The 19,481-nt window shown below is 45.7% G+C and carries 22 protein-coding genes; 13 read left to right on the top strand and 9 right to left on the bottom strand.

Annotation, left to right across the window (positions count from 1 at the left end):
* Positions 1 to 155 precede the first annotated feature (155 nt).
* The 10 genes from CCVT_RS10140 (at position 156) to CCVT_RS08540 (ending at position 8,070) form a co-directional block, all read left to right on the top strand.
* The gene (locus CCVT_RS10140; protein WP_169765189.1) at positions 156 to 548 is read left to right on the top strand and encodes a ComEA family DNA-binding protein; all 393 of its coding nucleotides are present in this window, start codon (positions 156 to 158) and stop codon (positions 546 to 548) included.
* Between the two features lie 133 nt (positions 549 to 681).
* Positions 682 to 1,779, top strand: coding sequence for a nicotinate phosphoribosyltransferase (locus tag CCVT_RS08580; RefSeq protein WP_018135911.1), 1,098 nt, complete (start codon positions 682 to 684; stop codon positions 1,777 to 1,779).
* A gap of 289 nt (positions 1,780 to 2,068) precedes the next feature.
* Complete coding sequence (locus CCVT_RS08575; RefSeq protein ID WP_018135912.1) at positions 2,069 to 2,941, top strand: menaquinone biosynthesis family protein; 873 nt, start codon at positions 2,069 to 2,071, stop codon at positions 2,939 to 2,941.
* On the top strand, positions 2,938 to 3,207 hold the full coding sequence (gene fliQ / locus CCVT_RS08570) for a flagellar biosynthesis protein FliQ (protein WP_026175387.1): 270 nt from the start codon (positions 2,938 to 2,940) through the stop codon (positions 3,205 to 3,207). Before CCVT_RS08575 ends, fliQ begins: the two co-directional genes overlap by 4 nt.
* On the top strand, positions 3,204 to 3,977 hold the full coding sequence (locus CCVT_RS08565) for a UDP-N-acetylmuramate dehydrogenase (protein WP_018135913.1): 774 nt from the start codon (positions 3,204 to 3,206) through the stop codon (positions 3,975 to 3,977). The genes fliQ and CCVT_RS08565 overlap by 4 nt, the downstream gene beginning before the upstream one ends.
* Positions 3,978 to 3,985: 8 nt before the next feature.
* On the top strand, positions 3,986 to 4,474 hold the full coding sequence (locus CCVT_RS08560; RefSeq protein WP_018135914.1) for a hypothetical protein: 489 nt from the start codon (positions 3,986 to 3,988) through the stop codon (positions 4,472 to 4,474).
* 89 nt (positions 4,475 to 4,563) lie between these two features.
* Positions 4,564 to 5,658: a recombinase RecA gene (recA, locus tag CCVT_RS08555; RefSeq protein WP_018135915.1), complete on the top strand. Its 1,095-nt coding sequence runs from the start codon at positions 4,564 to 4,566 to the stop codon at positions 5,656 to 5,658.
* Positions 5,655 to 6,905 carry a phosphopyruvate hydratase gene (gene eno / locus CCVT_RS08550; protein ID WP_018135916.1) on the top strand — a complete coding sequence of 417 codons (1,251 nt, stop codon included), beginning with the start codon at positions 5,655 to 5,657 and terminating at the stop codon, positions 6,903 to 6,905. The genes recA and eno overlap by 4 nt, the downstream gene beginning before the upstream one ends.
* The gene (locus CCVT_RS08545) at positions 6,902 to 7,180 is read left to right on the top strand and encodes a hypothetical protein (protein WP_009650923.1); all 279 of its coding nucleotides are present in this window, start codon (positions 6,902 to 6,904) and stop codon (positions 7,178 to 7,180) included. The genes eno and CCVT_RS08545 overlap by 4 nt, the downstream gene beginning before the upstream one ends.
* 5 nt (positions 7,181 to 7,185) lie before the next feature.
* The gene (locus CCVT_RS08540) at positions 7,186 to 8,070 is read left to right on the top strand and encodes a hypothetical protein (protein WP_018135917.1); all 885 of its coding nucleotides are present in this window, start codon (positions 7,186 to 7,188) and stop codon (positions 8,068 to 8,070) included.
* Between the two features lie 35 nt (positions 8,071 to 8,105).
* On the opposite strand, the gene CCVT_RS08535 is transcribed toward CCVT_RS08540, so the two are convergent.
* The 9 genes from CCVT_RS08535 to CCVT_RS09975 form a co-directional block, all read right to left on the bottom strand.
* Positions 8,106 to 9,239: a glycerate kinase family protein gene (locus CCVT_RS08535; protein ID WP_018135918.1), complete on the bottom strand. Its 1,134-nt coding sequence runs from the start codon at positions 9,237 to 9,239 to the stop codon at positions 8,106 to 8,108.
* Positions 9,236 to 10,624: a GntP family permease gene (locus tag CCVT_RS08530; protein WP_018135919.1), complete on the bottom strand. Its 1,389-nt coding sequence runs from the start codon at positions 10,622 to 10,624 to the stop codon at positions 9,236 to 9,238. Before CCVT_RS08530 ends, CCVT_RS08535 begins: the two co-directional genes overlap by 4 nt.
* Positions 10,625 to 10,824: 200 nt before the next feature.
* Entirely contained in the window at positions 10,825 to 11,838 is a 1,014-nt protein-coding gene (locus CCVT_RS08525) for a phospholipase A (protein WP_018135920.1), read from the bottom strand.
* The gene (locus CCVT_RS08520) at positions 11,835 to 12,434 is read right to left on the bottom strand and encodes a molybdenum cofactor guanylyltransferase (protein WP_018135921.1); all 600 of its coding nucleotides are present in this window, start codon (positions 12,432 to 12,434) and stop codon (positions 11,835 to 11,837) included. Before CCVT_RS08520 ends, CCVT_RS08525 begins: the two co-directional genes overlap by 4 nt.
* 171 nt (positions 12,435 to 12,605) lie before the next feature.
* The gene (gene leuC, locus CCVT_RS08515; RefSeq protein WP_018135922.1) at positions 12,606 to 13,871 is read right to left on the bottom strand and encodes a 3-isopropylmalate dehydratase large subunit; all 1,266 of its coding nucleotides are present in this window, start codon (positions 13,869 to 13,871) and stop codon (positions 12,606 to 12,608) included.
* 169 nt (positions 13,872 to 14,040) lie between these two features.
* Positions 14,041 to 14,910, bottom strand: a complete 870-nt coding sequence (locus CCVT_RS09990; RefSeq protein ID WP_233445228.1) for a TonB-dependent siderophore receptor — start codon at positions 14,908 to 14,910, stop codon at positions 14,041 to 14,043.
* A gap of 2 nt (positions 14,911 to 14,912) precedes the next feature.
* Positions 14,913 to 15,434: a TonB-dependent receptor gene (locus CCVT_RS09985; protein ID WP_227898164.1), complete on the bottom strand. Its 522-nt coding sequence runs from the start codon at positions 15,432 to 15,434 to the stop codon at positions 14,913 to 14,915.
* Between the two features lie 72 nt (positions 15,435 to 15,506).
* On the bottom strand, positions 15,507 to 15,662 hold the full coding sequence (locus CCVT_RS09980) for a hypothetical protein (RefSeq protein WP_227898163.1): 156 nt from the start codon (positions 15,660 to 15,662) through the stop codon (positions 15,507 to 15,509).
* A gap of 18 nt (positions 15,663 to 15,680) precedes the next feature.
* Positions 15,681 to 16,169 (bottom strand): TonB-dependent receptor plug domain-containing protein, encoded by a 489-nt coding sequence (locus tag CCVT_RS09975; protein WP_227898162.1) that lies wholly within the window; start codon positions 16,167 to 16,169, stop codon positions 15,681 to 15,683.
* A 129-nt stretch (positions 16,170 to 16,298) separates the two neighbouring features.
* On the opposite strand from CCVT_RS09975, the gene CCVT_RS08505 reads away from it, so the two are divergent.
* From CCVT_RS08505 to CCVT_RS08495, 3 genes are all read left to right on the top strand, one after another.
* Positions 16,299 to 17,030: a thiazole biosynthesis protein ThiG gene (locus tag CCVT_RS08505; protein ID WP_018135923.1), complete on the top strand. Its 732-nt coding sequence runs from the start codon at positions 16,299 to 16,301 to the stop codon at positions 17,028 to 17,030.
* A complete protein-coding gene (locus CCVT_RS08500) occupies positions 17,030 to 17,239 on the top strand; it encodes a hypothetical protein (RefSeq protein ID WP_018135924.1) in 210 nt (69 codons plus the stop codon). The genes CCVT_RS08505 and CCVT_RS08500 overlap by 1 nt, the downstream gene beginning before the upstream one ends.
* Positions 17,240 to 17,374: 135 nt before the next feature.
* Positions 17,375 to 19,447 (top strand): TonB-dependent receptor plug domain-containing protein, encoded by a 2,073-nt coding sequence (locus CCVT_RS08495; protein ID WP_018135925.1) that lies wholly within the window; start codon positions 17,375 to 17,377, stop codon positions 19,445 to 19,447.
* Positions 19,448 to 19,481: the final 34 nt, after the last annotated feature.

Genomic DNA, 19,481 nt, shown 5'->3' with positions numbered 1-19,481 from the left:
GATCTTTAATAACTTGACTCAAATGATAAAACTATAAAAATTTGATCCATACAATATAAAAATATCCATAAAATATAAAATCCACCTATCTTCTATATGTAAATTTATGATTGCTATGCTAAAATCACTCCTCAATTCAAATCAAAGGAACAAACATGAACAAGGTATTATTGTCATTGATAGCTACTGCTTCATTAGCGTTGGCAGCTGTAAATTTAAACACTGCTACTAAAGAGGAGCTCATGAGCTTGGATGGTATAGGAAGCTCTAAGGCAGATGCCATAATAGAGTATAGGAAGGCAAACAAATTCAACTCCATAGAGGATCTAAAGAAAGTAAATGGCATAGGTGACAAGACATATGAAAATTTAAAATCAGATATTTCTACCTCAGGAGATACTAGCATAAAAGAAAAAGCTAAAAAGCAAAAAGATAAAGTAAAAGAGACCAAAGAAAAGATAAAGAGTAAGGCAGAAGATAAAAGTAAAGACATAAAAGAAGATACGAAGAGCAAGACTAAAAAGATGAAAGAGAAGATGGTAGGGTGATATAGAATAGATATAAAGCAGTAGTGAAATAGGTGGGGGGGGGTTAAGTATATTTTAGGTATTTGTTAGTGAAAAAATTAGTGTAAGTGTTGTGTGTAAATCTAATAAAACAATCTATATAAAAGAAGCCATTATGCAAAATGAGATAGAGTTGAAACGACAAGGGAAAATAAAGAGGCTCACGAATCAAACATTCAGGCTAGATAGCAAAATAGCCGACGGCTTTTACACCGCCAAGTATTTTTTGAAAATAAATAAGATAATCAGCGAAAATTTACCAAACCAGCATGTCACTATGCAGTTTTTTCAGCGAAATGACAACATCATGTTGTGCGGCATAGATGAGGCCATCGTGGTTTTACATACATTTGCCAAGCACCCTGAAGAGCTTGAAATTTTCGCGTTAAACGACGGCGATATTATAAATGCAAACGAACCTGCGCTCAAGGTCAGCGGCAAATATGAAAATTTCGGCTTTTTAGAAAATATCATAGACGCCGTCCTTACGCGTAGGAGCTCGGTAGCTACAAACGTGCATGACATTTTAGCGGCCGCAGGCGATAAAGCCGTCTTTAGCATGGCCGACAGACAAGACGACATAGCGACGCAAATAGGCGACGGATACGCCACTTACGTTGCCGGCGTGAGCCGAGTCTCTACCGATGCGCAGGGACTTTGGTGGGGCGGTAAGGGCATGGGCACGATGCCTCACGCGCTTATTCAAATGTGCGGAGGCGATGTCGTAAAGGCATGTGAGCTTTATGCAAAGACCTTTCCTGACGAAAAGGTAACGGCGCTGGTTGATTACAACAACGACGTGATAGCAGACGCACTAAAAGCGGCAAATGCGCTTGGGAACAGGCTCGCAGCGGTAAGGGTCGATACGTCTAAAAATTTGATAGATAGATATTTTGAAGGCAAGGACACTGGCGGATTCGATCCGCATGGAGTTTGCAAGCAACTTATCTTTGCACTGCGCAAGGCGCTTGATGGTAACGGCTTTAAATATGTCAAGATCGTCGTTAGCTCGGGGTTCGATCCTAAAAAGATAGCTGATTTTGAGAGGCATGATACGCCGGTCGATATTTACGGGGTGGGAAGCTTTAACGTCATAAACAACAGATGTGGCTTTACGGGCGATCTAGTCGAGCTAAACGGCAAGCAAGAGGCCAAGGTCGGGCGTAAAATTTTGCACTCTTCGAGGCTGGAAAAAGTAGAATTTAAGGGCTAAATTTAGCGGCTAAAGGGTGCGGGTAGGAATAGCTGAAATTTCATTCCGATGATTTTAAGAGGCTCTTTTTAAAATTTTGGCTCTGTTTTGACAAAATATTGATTTTTAATTTTTAAGAGCAAGAGAATGCGAACAGTGTGAAGTAAAAATCGTGCTATATGTTGGACTACTAGCCCCCGCACTTTGCTGACAAGGAATTCGCAAATAGCACTTGAGTAGTGAAGCGAAGCAAAAACAGCCTTTTAAAAATAAAGCATTTTTGGGCTATAATCCCCCTAAAGGATGAAATTTGAAAAATATAAAGCATATAGATGTAGCCCACTCGCCCGATGCAGACGATATTTTCATGTATATGGCTATAAAATTTGGCTGGGTCGGCAGTAAAAATTTATCATTTACCAACAACGCTTTAGACATCCAGACGCTAAACGAGGAGGCGCTAAAAGGCACTTACACCGCCACTGCGATCAGCTTTGCGCTCTATCCATTCATAAGCGATGACTACGCGCTTTTAAGGTGTGCCGTCAGCTTTGGAGAGGGCTACGGGCCAAAGCTCATCAAAAAAAGAGGCGTAAATCTAAAACGAAATTTCAAGGTCGCACTCTCTGGCGCTCATACTACAAACGCCCTTCTTTTCCGCGCGGCATATCCCGAGGCGCGTATCGTTTATAAAAATTTCTTAGAGATCGAAAATGCCGTGCTTAGCGGCGAGGTCGATGCCGGCGTGCTTATCCACGAGAGTATTTTAGGCTTTTCTAGCGAGCTCGAGGTAGAGCGCGAGATCTGGGACGTCTGGCGCGAGCTCGCGGGCGAAAATTTACCGCTTCCGCTTGGCGGTATGGCGCTTCGCCGTTCATTGCCGCTCACTGACGCGATAGAGTGCGAGCGAGTACTGACAAAGGCCGTTGCTATCGCCACAGCGCACAAGCCGTTTTTATCGCACATGTTGATGGAGCGAAATTTGATCCGTGTCGATAAAGAAAAGCTTAAAATTTACCTCGATTTATACGCCAATAAAGACTCAATTAGCATGAACGAGACGCAGCTAAAGGCCCTAAATAGGCTCTTTGAGATAGGCTACGATCAAGGCTTCTACCCACAGCCCATAGACGCGCACGACTACCTGATCCCGACTGAATACAACGACGCGAGGTTTAGCTGATGCAAAGCACGCTCGTCGCCCTTGGTATCGAGACGTTTAAGGTCGCGCTCTATCTTAGCCTGCCGATGCTTTTAAGCGGGCTCATCGCAGGCCTTATCATCTCGATATTTCAGGCTACCACGCAGATAAACGAGACTACTCTGAGCTTCGTGCCAAAGATCATTCTAGTCGTCGTCGTGATAATATTTTTGATGCCGTGGATGGTCTCGATGATGGTGGAATTTACTACGCGCATGATCGATTATATCCCGGAATTTATCCAGTGATCAAGAAGATAGATTTTGCTAAATTCAGCTCCGTCAAGATCGGCGGCATACACGAGGTCTTGATCGTAAATTTCACCGATGAAAATTTTGATGACAGAGTGATCATAGGCGGCGGCAACAACATCCTCGTCTCGCCAAATCCGCCAAAACTAGCGATGCTGGGCGAAAATTTCGACTACATAAAAATAGACGGCGAATCTCTCGAGATCGGCGGCGCGACAAAGAGCGGCGCGATCTATAACTACGCAAAAAAGTACGATATAACGGGCTTTGAGATGTTGCGAAACATCCCGGGCACGCTTGGCGGGCTAGTCAAGATGAACGCCGGACTTTGCGGGCGCAGCATAAGCGACGCGCTCACGCATGTGCTCTTTAAAGACGGCTGGCGCGAGCTAGAGCGGATAAATTTCGCCTACCGCACGAGCGGTATAAAAGAGCCGATATTTGGGGCGAAATTTAAAATTTCACATGGCTTTGACGCGCCGCTTGTGGATGAATTTGCCGCCAAACGCGCAAATCAGCCAAGTGGAGCGAGCTTTGGCAGCTGTTTTATCAATCCTGCTGGCGATTTTGCCGGGCGGCTCATCGAGGCTGTCGGGCTAAAGGGGCATGCGATAGGCGGGGCGAAATTTAGCGAAAAGCACGCAAATTTTTTGATAAATTTTGATCACGCGACCTTTGAGGACGCGACTGCGCTGATAGCTCTGGCTCAAAAGCTCGTAAAGGCGGAATTTGGCACCGAGCTTAAAACAGAGGTCGTGATACTTTAAGGAGCGAGATGAAAGAGCTGATGAGTGAAATTTTGACGATGTCGGTAGTGTTTGCTTGCATCGGATTTTACGCGATCTGGCGCGCTAGAAAGGCTCAAAGCGAGCATGAAATCTCGCTGGTCGATCGTGATAAAAGCCTATTTGCCTTTGCGCGCGAATTTGACACGGAATTTGAGCCTGATATAGTAAATTTTAAGGATCTTTGCGACTATCTGGCGGGTAAAAATTTGATACTGAAATTTTCAAAGAAAATAAGCCAAAAGGTCTTTGTCGCGCTGATAAAAGAGCAAAATTTAAAGCAGCACGTGACGGCTGGCGAGGAGGCTATCTCGCAGGATTTCATAAGCCTTTGCGTGCGAAATTTAAACCCTCCTCTCGCGCTTGGATTTTACATCGCGGGCGATCAAATTTTCGCATTTTTATGCGAAGAAAAGAGGCTTTTTAGGCTCATAGATCTTGCTTCAAGGCTTGGCGAGGACATCATAATCTGCGATTAAATTTCGCCTTTAGCCGTCAAAATCGCAAAATCAACAAAAATTCATCTGTTTTTGGATAAAATCAAGCCAAATTTATCACAAGGTAAAACATGGCAAAAGAAAAAGACAGCGACAAAAAACTAGTCCCTTTGGAGCTTGAGGCCGACAAGAAAAAGGCCATCGACCTGGCTTTGAAGCAGATCGATAAAGCATTTGGCAAAGGTACGCTTTTAAGGCTTGGCGATAAACAAGTCGAGCCGATAGAGAGCATCCCCACCGGCTCGATAGGGCTTGATCTAGCACTTGGTATAGGCGGCGTGCCAAAGGGCAGGATAATCGAAATTTACGGGCCCGAGAGTTCGGGTAAGACGACGCTTACTTTACATATCATCGCCGAGTGCCAAAAGGCCGGAGGGATCTGCGCGTTCGTCGATGCCGAGCACGCCCTTGATGTAAAATACGCTTCGAATTTAGGCGTGGATACGGACAACCTTTACGTCTCTCAGCCTGATTTTGGCGAGCAGGCTCTTGAGATCGTAGAGACCTTAGCCAGGACGGGAGCGGTCGATCTCATCGTAGTCGATAGCGTCGCCGCACTTACGCCAAAGAGCGAGGTAGAGGGTGACATGGGCGATCAGCACGTGGGGCTTCAGGCGCGTTTGATGAGCCAGGCGCTAAGAAAGCTCACCGGCATACTAAGCAAGATGAAAACTACGGTCATATTTATCAACCAGATCCGCATGAAGATCGGCATGATGGGTTATGGCACGCCTGAGACCACCACAGGCGGAAATGCACTAAAATTTTACTCCTCCGTTCGTATCGACGTACGAAAGATCGCTACGTTAAAGCAAAATGAAGAGCCTATCGGCAACCGCACGAAAGCTAAAGTCGTCAAAAACAAGGTCGCGCCTCCGTTTAAGGTCGCGGAATTTGACATCATGTATGGCGAGGGCATCAGCCGCGAAGGCGAGATAATAGACTACGGCGTCAAGCTCGATATCATAGATAAAAGCGGCGCGTGGTTTAGCTACAAGGCCGAAAAGCTCGGACAAGGCAGAGAAAACGCGAAAGCCTATTTGAAAGAGCATCCGCAAACAGCCGATGAGATCGTCGCCTCTATCAAGGGCTCGATGGGCATAGACCATTTGCTAACCAGCGGTAAAGACGATGATGATGATAAACAAACAGGAGAGGAAGAATGATTTTTATTGAAGACGTTACAGCTCACGAGGTTTTAGATAGTAGGGGCAACCCGACCGTTCGCGCGAGTGTGACTCTCAGCGACGGCACGGTCGCAAGCGCGGTAGTGCCAAGCGGAGCCAGCACGGGCAAGCGCGAGGCGCTGGAGCTTCGCGATAAAGAGGCTAGATATGGCGGCAAGGGTGTATTAAAGGCCGTTGCAAACGTAAATGAGCGTATCGCGGAGGTCGTCATCGGGCTTGATGCGTTCAATCAAAAAGCTATCGACGATGAGATGCGCGAGCTAGACGGGACGGACAACTATTCGAATTTAGGCGCAAATGCCGTGCTTGGCGTGTCCATGGCTGCTGCACGCGCCGCTGCAAAGAGCCTAAATATCCCGCTTTACCGCTATCTTGGCGGTGCGAACGCCAGCATCTTGCCTGTACCGATGTTTAACATCATAAACGGCGGCGCACACGCAAACAACAGCGTGGATTTTCAAGAGTTCATGATAATGCCTTTTGGATTTTCAAATTTCAGCGACGCACTCAGGGCGGCTACTGAAATTTATCATAAACTAAAAGCCATCTTAAACGCGGCAGGTCACAGCACGGCTGTGGGCGATGAGGGTGGATTTGCACCGAATTTAAAGGACAACGAAGAGCCGTTAAAGCTCATAATGCAAGCGATCGGCGAGGCCGGATATGAGGCTGGAAAGCAGATCAAGCTAGCTCTTGACGTGGCTTCCAGCGAGCTTTATAAAGACGGCGCTTACGAACTTGAGGGCAAGAAATTTTCAAGCGAGCAGCTCATAGAGTATTACGCTAAGCTTTGTGAAAAATATCCGATATTTTCTATAGAGGACGGCCTTAGCGAAGATGACTGGGACGGCTGGGCGAAGCTAACGGCAAGGCTTGGAGATAAAATTCAGCTCGTAGGCGATGATTTGTTTGTCACAAACGAGAAAATTTTACGCGAAGGTATCCAAAAAAACATCGCAAACGCGATCCTCATCAAGCCAAATCAGATCGGCTCCGTGACTCAGACGATGCAGACCGTGCGCCTAGCGCAAAGAAACGGATATCGCTGCATAATGAGCCACAGAAGCGGCGAGAGCGAGGACAGCTTTATAGCTGATTTTGCCGTAGCGCTAAACACCGGCGAGATCAAGACCGGTGCCACATCGCGTAGCGAGCGGAATGCGAAATACAACCGCTTGCTCGAGATCGAGCTTGAAAACGGCGAGTTTTTAGGAGATGATATTTGAGTGAAATTTTAAGAGAGTATGATAGGAAAGTCAAGAAATCATACCTTTTGAAATCATTTTTACGCCACATCATAGCCGTCATTTGTGTCATCGCATTTGGCATATATATCGGCAATATGATGTTTGGCAAGCGCTCTTTGGACGTGATGCTAAGCTTGCAGAGCAAAAAAGAGCGCCTCAGCGAGGATGTCGAAATTTTAAAAAAAGTAAATGCACAGCTTCAAAAAGAGTATTTCGAGCTAAAAGAGCTCGAGCCCGAATCCAATAAAAAGTAGAAACGATGAGAAAATTTTGGCTTTTGTTTTGTATGTCGGCGGCTATCTTGAGCGCGCGGGAGAATCCGTTTGTTCCTATCAGCGAGCTAAATACCAGCGTGATGACGACGAATATCGTCGAGCAGTATCCGGAATTTGACAGGCAAGATATAAAATTCCCCAGCGATATGAGCCTGCTTCTTGGCATCACGATAAGATACCGCGCAAACGACGGCAGCATAAAAGAAAAGGTCATCTCGGACATTAATAAGACCGTTGACTGGAAAAACGAATACGTCATCGAAAAGCTCAAAAATCCGGAGCCAATGGTTGCTAAAAAGCTCGATGTCTCGGTCACTATGCCAGAGCTCGCCCTGCCAAAAGTGGCGACGCCTGTTAAAATTTCAGACAAAAACGACACTAATCTAACTGTTAAAAAAGATATAAATAGGACCTTGTCGATGAGTGCGCCAAGCGTCGTCATGATAAATCTCGACACTCAAAAATCAAACGAAGCCGTAAAAGCTCAAAGCGCGCAAGAGCCCGCAAAAACGCCCATAGATGTAAAGATAACGCCTAACGTAAAGCCTAAGACAAATATCCGCAGCTCATCAAAGATCGTAAATTTCATGAATTTCGTGAAATTTGACGCTGATGATGGCGAGCTCAAAATTTTGACGAAAAGCAAAAATATCAAGCATTTCGCGTATGAGGACAATAAAATCGTCATGGACTTTTCAAGGCCGCCAAGAAGCTTTAAAACCAGGGCTTTGAAATTTGAAAACGGCGTATTCAAGGGTGCAATCATCGGCTGGCACGATAGCTACTACCGCGTCGTAGTCATGCTCGATAAAAAGCGCAAATACAAACTAGAAGCTCTCAAAGACGGATACGAGCTTAGAGTGGAGTGAGCGCATTTCTTTTACTGGCAAGTAAAATAGCCGCCTCAAGATCGGCTTTGATTTATCAAAAATAACCTCACGGCCTGATTTGCCGCCATTTTTAAATTTTTGATCGCGATATCTTTTCTCATAGCCTCTTCAAGGCTTATAGGCTCGTTTAGGATACAAAAAAATGCGTCTATGCCGCTTTTGTTGCACTCTTGCGCGCCCTCGCACACGCAGCCTGCTAGCGCGATGACAGGCTTTTTGTGCTTTTTAGCGAGCTTCGCTACTCCGGTCGGAGTCTTGCCCATAGAGCTTTGAAAGTCCATTTTGCCCTCGCCGGTTATGACTAGATCGGCTTTTTTTATCTCATCTTCAAGCCCGATCTCATCGGTTATGATATCGATGCCCGGCCTTAGCTTCGCATTTAAAAAGTTTACAAAGCCAAACCCCAGCCCGCCTGCAGCACCTGCGCCTTTTAGCTTGTGATGTTCAGTGTCAAAGTGCGTTTTTACCGCATTTGCAAAGCTTTTTAGCCCGTCGTCGAGCTCCTTTACCATGCGGCCATCAGCGCCTTTTTGCGGAGCATATACATAGGCTGCGCCGTTTTTGCCAAAGAGAGGATTGTCCACGTCACAGGCGATCAAAAATTCACACTGTTTTAGCTCTTTTAGCGAATTTTGAGTAGAAATTTTAGAAATTTTGGCTAAATTTTCGCCGATACCTGCTAGAAGATCCCCGTTTTCATCGTAAAATTCAAACCCAAGAGCGCTTAGCATGCCAGTTCCTGCGTCGTTTGTAGCGCTACCTCCGATACCGATGATAAATTTCCTAGCGCCTTTACTTATGGCGTCTTTTATCAAAAGTCCAAATCCATAGGTGCTGGTCTTTAGCGGATTACGCTGTTTTTCATTGATGAGCGTGAGCCCCGAAGCACTAGCCATTTCTAGTATGGCTAGATCTTTTATGAGCGCGTATCTGGCTAAAATTTTGACTCCCAAAGGATCTTGAGTGATAGCGTCGATGTAGCTAGCTCCCAGTGCGTCGGCTAGCGCCTCCACGCTACCCTCTCCGCCGTCAGCGATGGGCTTTACGACGACATCGCAAAGCCCTTTTAGTCCATCTTTGACGGCTAAGCCCGCCTCGAGCGAGCTTAGAGAACCTTTAAAAGAATCAATGGCTACTAAAATTTTCATAATAGCACCAACGACAATACATAAACGCTTAGCATGCCTACGATACCCATGATGAAAGTCAGCATGGTCTGTGTGCGGTAGCCTTGCTGAGCCGTCATCTTGCTAAAATTCGTAACGACCCAGAAGTAGCTGTCGTTTGCATGCGATACGCACATGGCGCCGGCAGCTATAGCCATGACGCAAAGTGCCGCCGCCATCTCGCTGGTGAGGCCAAGTGCCATCATCAGCGTCTCCTCTTGTCCCGGCGAAACGGTGAAGGCGCCCATGATGGATGCGGTCGTGATGATAGCCACGGTCGAGCTTCCCTGCGCTGTTTTGATGATTGCTGAGATGATGAACGGAAAGAAAATTCCAGCCGCTTTGATAACCTCTGCGTTTTGTTTGATGAACTCGACAAATCCTGCCGCTGTTATGACCTTACCCAAAACGCCGCCCGCAGCCGTGATAAAGAGGATAGGTCCTACGATCTTTAGCGACTCGTTTGTCATATCGCTAAATTCCGCGAGCTTGTTGGTCTCAGCCAGCAAGAAAACAGCAAATACCACGCCTATGGCAAGAGCGATGATAGGGTTGCCCAAAAAGCCAAGCAATGTCCCTAAAATACCGCCGATCTTTAGGATCGCGCTTATAGAGCCAAGCGCCATGAATATGATCGGCATGATGATAGGAGCGATGCTTAAAAAGCCGCCCGGGAGCTTGCCGTATTGTTTTAAAAGATCGTCATAACTTTTTGTTATCACGGCGTTAGCTTCGCTGTCACTTATCGTGACCTCTTGACCGATCTTTTTAGCAAAAAAATACACTGCAACGAGCACTGGTAAGGAGACCACGACGCCCATCATTATGACAAGCAGTAAATTCTCGCCAAGCCCGAGTGCTCCGGCTGCGGCGATAGGTCCGGGAGTCGGCGGGATAAAGACGTGTGATGCGTAAAGTCCGCCGCTAAGAGCGACCGCCATGCCGACCGGGCTGGCTGAAATTTTCTTATAAAGCGCCTCTCTGATCGGGTTTAGCACGACAAAGCCGCTGTCGCAAAAGACCGGGATACCGACGATCCAGCCCATGATGAGCATAGCAAGCTCGGGACGCCTTTGTCCTACGAGATTTACGACCATATCGGCTAGTTTCAAGGCCGCGCCCGTTTTTTCCAGCACCGTTCCAATCAGCGCGCCAAAGATGATGACGATACCGATACTCTTAAACGTACCGCTAAAGCCGTCGCCTATGATGCCCGGGATCTTGCCCAGATCGATGCCAGCGACGATAGCCAGCAGCAAGGATATGATCATCAACGCCAAGAAAGGATGGACTTTAAGCTTTGAGATCATCCATATCATCACGGCTATGGCGATCACGAAGCTTATGATTAAGAAAACTCCGTTCATAAAAGCTCCTTGAATTAAAGTGTCGATAGGGCTATATTAGCAAATTTTTCTTATAAAATTTATAAAAATACTTAAATTTTAATATTAAAATTTTTTGCAAGTTTTCGCGCCGCCAAAGGCTCGTTTTTACTTGGTTTTATATTTTTAGACGGACCAGATTCTGGCGATTTTGTGATGCTTAAACGATATGCTAAATTTCATCATTTAAGCAGCGTAAAGCCGATGCCGATCTTATTGGTGTGCCTGTTGTAGTCGATCAAGCTCTCGTCATATCCGTTAAAATACTGCAAATATCCGTAAAGACCGCTCGAGAGTATCGGGAATAGCCAGCTAAACTCGGCTGCACCGCGGTTTGTTTTATCAAATTGCAGGTTGTTTCGCACCATTAGATTAAATATCTGCTCTTTATAGGTAAAAGCTATGTTTATATCGGCTCTGCCAGCGTAGTTTTCTATATTTTTGTTGTCACTCTTATCACCTATGACGGTCCATATCCTAGGCGTCAGGCTTAGGTTTGCAAAGTCGAATTTAGCTTGCAGGTAAAGTCTGTTCCAGCTACGCGAATTTTCACCGTCACGGCCGTTTGACTCATGTAAAATTCCGCCTCTTACATTGCTGATATGAGCGGCTTTCAGGCTATCTTTGGTGTCAAAATCGATAAAAATTTCAGGTCGGTAGTTCGTCTCTCGAAACGGCGCAGATATCTTGTCCGTCTGCCACCACGACGTCTGCGAATACGCTATGCCGATGCTCTCTTTAAGCCCCCAAACATCGTAAAAAAGAGGTTTTTGCACGCTGAACTGAAATTTCGTCTCAAACCTCTTTCGCCCGTCGTTTGGCACGTTTTTAGCGTATGTCGCGGGCAAGAGGTAGTTGAAATGATAAAGCTTGATGCCAAGCGGATCGCTCGCTACCTTTTCTAAATTCGCCTCGCTTTTGTCGCTGCTTGGCTCTGGCTTTGCTGGGTAGTTCGCCTGGATCGGCGAACCTTGTGAAATTTCGTTTTCTAAATTTTGCATAAGGGCGGCGTCATTTCGCTCCATGGCGGCCATGGCGGCTTCTTTATAAAATTTCATCGCTCCTGCCGTATCACCGGCACTTTCTAGCTGTTGCGCCTTTTTAAAAAGCTCGCTCGCACCTCCGAATAGATCAAGCCCAAAAAATACGACGAAAATGGTGGTCTTGATGGCGTTATTTTTATTTATATTTTTCATTGGCGGCTCATTTTCAGCGCAAGCTCGTACTGCTGGGGATCGTTGATGTTAAAAAACTCTTTTGGGCCCTTAAAACCAACCTCCTTGCACCTGCAAAGGCTACGTAAAATTCCGATCTTATTTTCATTTTTTTCATAAAGCTCCTTTGCTTTTTGAGCTAAATTTGCACTGAAAAATCCGCATAAAGAGTGCGTGAATTCACCGTCTTTTGGCACGACCATGTCAAATTCGCCCGTAAATTTAAAGAGCTCTCTTATCGTGCGTTCGCTAAGAAATGGCATGTCGGCCGGAATTATGAAAACGTGCTCGTCTTTGAAATTTAAAAGTATGCTGTAAAGTGCTAGCATCGGCGAAAATTTCGCTTCTTTCAGATCTTTTATCAGCCTAAGCGGCGGGTTAAATTTATCAAACTTGGAGCTTACAAAAACACGCTCAAAAATTTGCGCGAATTTATGCACCTGAAAATGCGTGAGCGTCGCAAACCCGCCAAAGGGCAGCAGCGTCTTATCTCGCCCCATGCGCGAGCTTTTGCCGCCAGCTAGTATCACGCAGGTTTTCATTTTTGCCAGATTTTCGCTCTTGTTTTCACTTTTCATAAGGCTAAATTTGGCAAATTTTAGCTTTCATTCGGATAAAATCAACGATCAAGCCCGCCCGCAAAATGAGTGGTAATAGTAGTTTTGAAAGGATTAAAGTGGCGGCAATATCGTCATTTCCGAGATATTATTTGCCGCTATAAACGATAAGCCATGCCGTCCTCGTGTAATTTAAAGATCTCTTGGATCGGCGATCTTGCCTGCGATCGCGCTTGCCGCGGCGACGGCGGAGTTTGCCAGATACACTTCGCTCGTGCGATCCCCCATGCGCCCGACAAAATTTCTATTCGTCGTGCTGACACAGCGCTCGCCAGCACCCAAAATCCCCATATATCCGCCCAGACACGCACCGCACGTCGGGTTGCTCACCACTGCACCCGCCTCGACTAAAATATCCATCAGACCCTCTTTTTGCGCGGCGAGGGCGATCTTTTGCGTAGCCGGCGTGATGATGAGGCGGGTCTTGCGTGAGACCTTGCGCCCTTTTAAAATTTCAGCCGCGATGCGTAGGTCGCTTAGTCGTCCGTTCGTGCATGAGCCGATGAAGGCCTGATCGATCGCGATGTCGTCTTTCACGGCTTCGCGTACGCTTTTGCCGTTGCTTGGCAAAAACGGATACGCGATCACGGGGTCGAGCCTCTCAGCGTCGATTTCCAGCACGCGCTCGTAGCTAGCGCCCTCGTCGGAGTAGAAAAATTTCGGCTCGGCACGTAAATTTTTACCTTTTAAAAATTCCTTCGTTATCTCGTCGACTGCGATGATACCGCTCTTGCCACCCGCTTCGATCGCCATGTTACACATCGAAAATCGCCCGTCCATATCAAGCGTGTCGATCGTCTCGCCGCAAAACTCCAAAGCCTTGTAGCGCGCGCCATCAACGCCGATTTGGCGGATGATTTCTAGGATGAGGTCCTTTCCATAGACGTGGCGACCGAGCTTACCGCGAAAGACGACCTTGATCGTAGGCGGCACTTTAAACCAGTTTTTGCCCGTTATCATCGCGTAGGCCAGATCGGTGCTGCCCATACCCGTAGAAAACGCCCCCAGCGCGCCGTGCGTACATGTGTGGCTGTCCGCGCCGATGATGACATCTCCCGGCACGACGAGCCCTTTTTCTGGTAGCAGTGCGTGCTCGATACCCATGTCCTTTTCGTCGAAGAAGTATTTCAGGTCGTGCTTGTAGGCAAAGTCGCGCGAAATTTTGGCTTGATTCGCGCTTAAAATATCCTTTGCCGGGATGTAGTGATCCATCACGATACAAAAGCCATCGGGATTTGCGAGCTTCGTTGCGCCGCTTCGCTCGAACTGCTTGATGGAGATTGGCGTCGTGATGTCGTTGCCGATGACCATATCGATGCCACTTTCGATGATCTCGTTTGCGAAGACCTCGCGCCCTACGTGGTCGGAGAAAATCTTTTCCGTGATGGTTTGGTGCATTTTTTGTCCTTGAAATTTTAAATTTATCGTTTGAAGTGCGTTCGCGCTGAGAGTAGCAAACTTATAAATTTCCTCGATTTTATCAAAAAATATATAAATTTTTCATTGATTTTGATAAATCGGGCGCCAGGCTAAGAGTAAATTTAAAGGAGCATTCGCTCCTTTAAATTTAAAATTTCACCGTTGCTGTCAGCATAAACTGGCGTGCGCAGCCCGGCTGGATCGGGATGATGTTTGCCGTCGTGCCAGTTGATGATGATGTGTAGTAAAGCTTGTCGGTCAGGTTTTTGACGTTAAATGCGAAATTTGTCTCATAGCCCGCGATCTTCGTGTCGTAGCTGATAAATGCGTCATAAACGACCGCGTCAGGCATCTTAAATGCCGTTCCTGCCGGTACGTTGGCTAAATTTGTGCGCATATAGTAGGTGTACCACGAGCCAAAATATCGCGCTCCGCCGCCCACTCTAAGCCCCTTTACGCCAAGGTGGCTGAAATCATAATTTGCAAAAAGGCTTGCTTGATGTTTTGGCGTGGCTTCGAGCGGTTTGCCAACTAGCACGGCAAATGCGCCACTATCTTGCCTGACCTCGGTCTTTGTGTAGGCGTAGCTTGCGCCAAGAGTTAGCCCTTGCGTGACGCGTCCGTTGAAGTCAAATTCAAACCCTTTGGAGCGAGCTTTGCCAACTGGCGTGGCGACACTATTTACGGTGCGCATGATGTTTTTCTTATCAATGTTGTAGATGGCTGCGCTTGCGGTTATGCTGTCGTTTTGAAATTTCGTTCCAAACTCGATACTCTTGCCCTCTTCTGGCTTTATGTCGCCGATGTCATCGCCGCTGATAGCCATTTGCGGCTGGAAGCTTTGCGCGTAGTTCGTGTAGATCGACCACTCTGGCGTTAGCAGGTATAAAAGTCCCGTCTGCCACGTAAATTTGCCATCTTTTTGATCGGTCGTTGGCTTGCCCGTGGTCGTTCCGCGTGCGAGCTGATCGTAGTGTTCGTATCTTAGTCCGATCGAGTAGATCAGATTTTCGGTCAAATTTATACTATCTTGCGCACTTGCGCATAAGCACCGATCGTTTTTAGCTTTTGATACTGGATGCTTGATTGTCTGGCTGTCGGCAAGCCCACTTTGCCGTAGATCGGGTGAAAGATATCGATATTAAATTGATTGCCCGTAGCTTGCAAGCCGCCCGGTCGGTAGCGGTAGTATTCCTTCGCGTCAAGCCCAAATAGCAAATTATGCTCGATCTCGCCGGTTTTAACGTAGCCGTTTAAATTTAGGCTGCCCGCGTGCGTGCGGTGGATGAAGCCGTCGTAGTATTCGTTGCGTCTAGTCGCGATGCCCGTGTTTAAATTTACGTTCATGAGGCGGATATGTCCGTATTCGTGCTTTGTGCGTGAAAAGGCGTAAGCACCGCGCAAAAGCCAGTCCTCACCGATATTTTTCTCAAAATTTACATCGACGGTGTCAAGAGTCGTTTTTAGCTTATTAAACGGCTCATCAAGGCGCACCTTTTTACCGATCGGCAGCAACTGCCCCGTGGCTGGGATGAGATACATACCGCGGTCGATCGGGTCAGTCGAGCGTGTGTGCGTGTAGGCGAAATTTATGCGGTAGTCATCGCCCTTATACTAGCGCGACGGGGCGAATAGATAGTTTTTATAATCGCCAAATTCGCGCCAGTAGTCCTTTTGCATCGCGTCAAATATAAATCTATACGCAAAGCCGCTCTCGCTGATAGGGCCTGTCGTGTCAAAGCCTGCGTTCCAGTAGTGGCGGTTGCCCACGCCCGCCCAAATTTCATTTTAAAAGCTATAAAGCGGCTTTTTGGTGACCATATTTATGATGCCACCGGGCTCTTGCGCACCGTAAAGTAGGCTCGCTGGCCCTTTTAGCACCTCCACGCTTTCGACGCTTTTATTAAAGCTGTGCATCACGGTGGCCGGCACGCCATTTCGCATGATCGAGCCGTCTCTACCGCCGCCAAAGCCACGCTTTATGATCGCGTCAAATATGCCGCCCGTGGTGTTTCCGTAGCTGATACCGCTCACGTTTTGCAGGCTCTCTGCCAGCGTTTCAGGCTTTTTGTCCTTTATTTGCTGCTGGGTCACGACATTGACCGTTTGCGGGATCTCTAAAATAGGTGTCGTCGTCTTGCCGACCTCGCTTGTCTTTGCGCGGTAGCCGTCATCTGCGCTGTCTGTGACCTCCACGCCTTCAAGCTTCACGTCTGCAGCGTAAATTTGCGTCAAAAGCAGCACTGAAGCTGCTAAACTTATGTTTATTTTATTCATTTTTTCACCTTAAATCTTAAAAATGGTTATCATTATATTATTATTAAATTTAAAATTATATAAATGATATTTATGCATGATTTTATATTTTATTAAATATAATTATTTACATTTGGTATAAGGATAAAAATGCGTGAGGAGATATACGTTTGTATCGATGATACAGATGAGATCGGATATCCAAGATCAACAGGTATGCTGGCTCAAAATATAGTAAAATTTATAGATGAAAATTTTGCACCTTGCTCCTTTATCAGCCGTCATCAGCTGTTGCTTGACGAGCGGATAAACTACACCTCACACAATAGCTCTATGTGCTTTAGCACGGTGCTGAGTCATATTGAGCGAGATGAGGTTATAAAATTCATACAAGAATTTTTGCTCGCCAAAAGCGCTCCTAGTGCCGAACCTGGCATCGCAGTGGCGTTTAAAGGCGATATCACCGATATTTCGGGGCTGATAGATTTTGGTTACCGCGCTAAAAGCGAATATTTAGACAAAAGCGAAGCCTACTCGCAAGCAAAGAGGCAAAATGTCTATCTAAAAGGGCTCAAAAACGGCGGACGCGGTGTCATCGGAGCACTGGCGGGACTGGGGCTCAGGCTAGGCGGCAACGACGGTAAAGTAAGAGGCTGTATAAAGATGACACAAGATGAGATGAGAGCCACAGAATTCTTAAATCTAGGCTATGCAAGCGAAATTTTAGATGAAAATTTTAATAAGATAAAAAACGACGAAACGATCGTTTTTGGGCGAAATTTAAAGCTTGTGATCAAAAATTCCAGGTCCGTTTTGCTGGTCAAAAAAGATAGCGACGGCAGATTTAGAAGTCTTGATGTAGAGGAGCTACGAGGGTTTTGATGGATGAGAATTTCGATACGAACGGCACCTTTTTATACGGGAAATTTGCATACGAAGATGCTAAATTTTCTGCTTTAAATTGTAAATTTTTCATGCTTGATAGCGACGAAGACGAGCTTGTTTGTGATGATGAGATCAGCTGCTACAACTGCTTGTTTAGGCGCTGGAGCGAGCAAAGCTTTGAGTGCTTGAAATATGAAAATTTATGAAATATTTTTCAGCGATTTAACTTTAAGTGTAGTTTAAATATTTCTCAATTAAAATTATTTTTTTATATAGATATAAAAATACAACGTTTAAAAGCGTTTATAAACAATATAAAAAATAAACTTAAAGGGGAATTCATGAAAAAGTCGCTTTTGATGGCATGTAGTGCGGCTCTGGCACTTCACGCACAAGTTTTTCAGCTAGGGGAGGTCGAGATCGTCGCAAACAAAGACGGCAGCAAGAGTAGTGATAACAATGTCGCCGTCATCACGCAAGAAGATATGCAAAGAAACGAGGTCAAACGCCTATCCGAGGTCGCAGCGATGACGCCTGGTGTGTATGTGGATAAAAAAGGTCCGCGCGCCGAGCAAAATTTCTACGTTCGCGGTTTTGACGCGCGCCGAGTACCGCTTTTTATCGATGGTATCCCCGTTTATATCCCGTATGATGGTAACGTAGACTTTGGGCGATTTACGACGTTTGATCTAAGTCGTATAGATATCTCAAAGGGCTCAAGTTCTGTGCTTTACGGCATGAATACTATGGGCGGAGCGATAAATTTGATCACCAAAAAGCCGACACGCGAGCTGGAAGGAGACATCGGGTACGGCTTTGAAACGGGCAAAAATGCTAAAACTTACGGCAACAACGTTGAATTTAACATCGGTAGCAAACAAGAGCTATTTTACGTTCAGTCCGGTGGTAGCTATATGGAGGACATGGGACAGCAGCTCTCGCATAAATTTACGACTGACGTAAATAAAAACGAAGACGGCGGCAGACGCGAAAATTCAGTCCAAAGAGATAAGAAATTTAACATCAAATTTGGCTTTACTCCAAACGATACCGACGAATACGCCATCAGCTACATCAACCAAAAAGGCGAAAAAGAGCAGCCGTATTATGCGGGTAGATATAGTAAAGGAGTACTCCGAAATAATGGTAGATACAGCGGATATGGTCAGGCCTTAAGATATTGGGATTGGCCGCAATGGGATAGACAAAGTCTCTACTTTTTATCACATACCGATTTTGGTGCGGTATATCTAAATACTAAAATTTTCCACGATACATTTAAAAATACGCTTTATAGTTTTAATGATAAAGAAAAAACAATTTGGCAAACACAGAATTATAGAAGCAATGTGACGTCTTCAGATAGTCGAAGTAGCTATAAGGATACAGCCTATGGCTTTGGTGTGGAAGTTGGCGGCGATATAGGCGATAACGATACTTTGAAATTTGCTACTAACTATAAACACGATAAGCACAAAGGCGCTAAATATCAAGAGCCAGAAGAGCTGATGAAAGATAAGTCATACTCCTTTGGACTTGAAAACACATATAGATTTAGCGATATGACGAGACTTATCGTCGGTGCTAGCTACGACGTGAGAGACGGCATAAGCGCAAAAGCTTATGCCACTATGGCTAACGCTACACAAAAAATAGTAACTTATGATACAACAAAAGAACATGCGTTTAATTATCAAGCAGCTATCAAACATAGCTTTGACGGCAAGGATGAACTAAGTGTCAGCTTTGCTAAAAAGACCTATTTTCCAAGTATGAAAGAAAGATACAGCACAAGGTTTAATCGATATATTTCAAATCCATACCTAAAGCCCGAGATAGCAAACCACTATGAGCTTGGCTATCAGCGAAATTTTAGCGATACGCTAAGGCTCGAGACGGCTGTATTTTACTCAAAAGTCAAAGATGCTATCGGAGATATAAAAACAGGGCTTTTTGTTGGAAATACGGAGCTTAAAAAGAGTGTCAATATAGAAAGGGCTGACTATAAGGGCTTCGAGCTTGGTGCGATATACTTTGCGACATCAAATTTAGAGCTTGGTGGCAACTACACATATATGAACGCAAAATATAAAAATACCGACGATAGTAGGGTCTATGACATACCAAAACACAAGGGCTTTGCGTATGTGGATTTTAAATTTATGCCAAAATTCAGCGTCTATATGTCCCAAGAGCTGGTTTCAAGCAGATGGTCAAACTCAGGCTCAGGCTCAGACTATGTCACGAAGCTTGGCGGCTTTGGCGTGACAAATCTTAAATTTACCTACAAACCGACCGAAAATTTAAGCATCGACGTTGGCGTTTCAAATCTATTTGATAGAAATTATGAATACCGAGAGGGCTACCCTGAAGAGGGTCGAGTATTTTTCTCGAACGTTCGATATAAATTCTGATATTTAGGCAAATTTGGGTAATATGGCAATACCT

Source organism: Campylobacter curvus (assembly GCF_013372125.1).
In the GTDB taxonomy this organism is placed as follows: domain Bacteria; phylum Campylobacterota; class Campylobacteria; order Campylobacterales; family Campylobacteraceae; genus Campylobacter_A; species Campylobacter_A curvus.
Note: the sequence above shows the minus strand (reverse complement) of the source record. Positions and strands in the feature narration are given on the sequence as shown.

Bases quoted from the DNA above. Each gene is read 5' to 3' on its own strand.
- CCVT_RS10140 (WP_169765189.1), top strand. From the start codon at position 156: ATGAACAAGGTATTATTGTCATTGATAGCTACTGCTTCATTAGCGTTG.
- CCVT_RS08580 (WP_018135911.1), top strand. From the start codon at position 682: ATGCAAAATGAGATAGAGTTGAAACGACAAGGGAAAATAAAGAGGCTC.
- CCVT_RS08560 (WP_018135914.1), top strand. From the start codon at position 3,986: ATGAAAGAGCTGATGAGTGAAATTTTGACGATGTCGGTAGTGTTTGCT.
- recA (WP_018135915.1), top strand. From the start codon at position 4,564: ATGGCAAAAGAAAAAGACAGCGACAAAAAACTAGTCCCTTTGGAGCTT.
- eno (WP_018135916.1), top strand. From the start codon at position 5,655: ATGATTTTTATTGAAGACGTTACAGCTCACGAGGTTTTAGATAGTAGG.
- CCVT_RS08540 (WP_018135917.1), top strand. From the start codon at position 7,186: ATGAGAAAATTTTGGCTTTTGTTTTGTATGTCGGCGGCTATCTTGAGC.
- CCVT_RS08535 (WP_018135918.1), bottom strand. From the start codon at position 9,239: ATGAAAATTTTAGTAGCCATTGATTCTTTTAAAGGTTCTCTAAGCTCG.
- CCVT_RS08530 (WP_018135919.1), bottom strand. From the start codon at position 10,624: ATGAACGGAGTTTTCTTAATCATAAGCTTCGTGATCGCCATAGCCGTG.
- CCVT_RS08525 (WP_018135920.1), bottom strand. From the start codon at position 11,838: ATGAAAAATATAAATAAAAATAACGCCATCAAGACCACCATTTTCGTC.
- CCVT_RS08520 (WP_018135921.1), bottom strand. From the start codon at position 12,434: ATGAAAAGTGAAAACAAGAGCGAAAATCTGGCAAAAATGAAAACCTGC.
- leuC (WP_018135922.1), bottom strand. From the start codon at position 13,871: ATGCACCAAACCATCACGGAAAAGATTTTCTCCGACCACGTAGGGCGC.
- CCVT_RS09985 (WP_227898164.1), bottom strand. From the start codon at position 15,434: ATGTATCTCATCCCAGCCACGGGGCAGTTGCTGCCGATCGGTAAAAAG.
- CCVT_RS09975 (WP_227898162.1), bottom strand. From the start codon at position 16,169: ATGAATAAAATAAACATAAGTTTAGCAGCTTCAGTGCTGCTTTTGACG.
- CCVT_RS08505 (WP_018135923.1), top strand. From the start codon at position 16,299: ATGCGTGAGGAGATATACGTTTGTATCGATGATACAGATGAGATCGGA.
- CCVT_RS08500 (WP_018135924.1), top strand. From the start codon at position 17,030: ATGGATGAGAATTTCGATACGAACGGCACCTTTTTATACGGGAAATTT.
- CCVT_RS08495 (WP_018135925.1), top strand. From the start codon at position 17,375: ATGAAAAAGTCGCTTTTGATGGCATGTAGTGCGGCTCTGGCACTTCAC.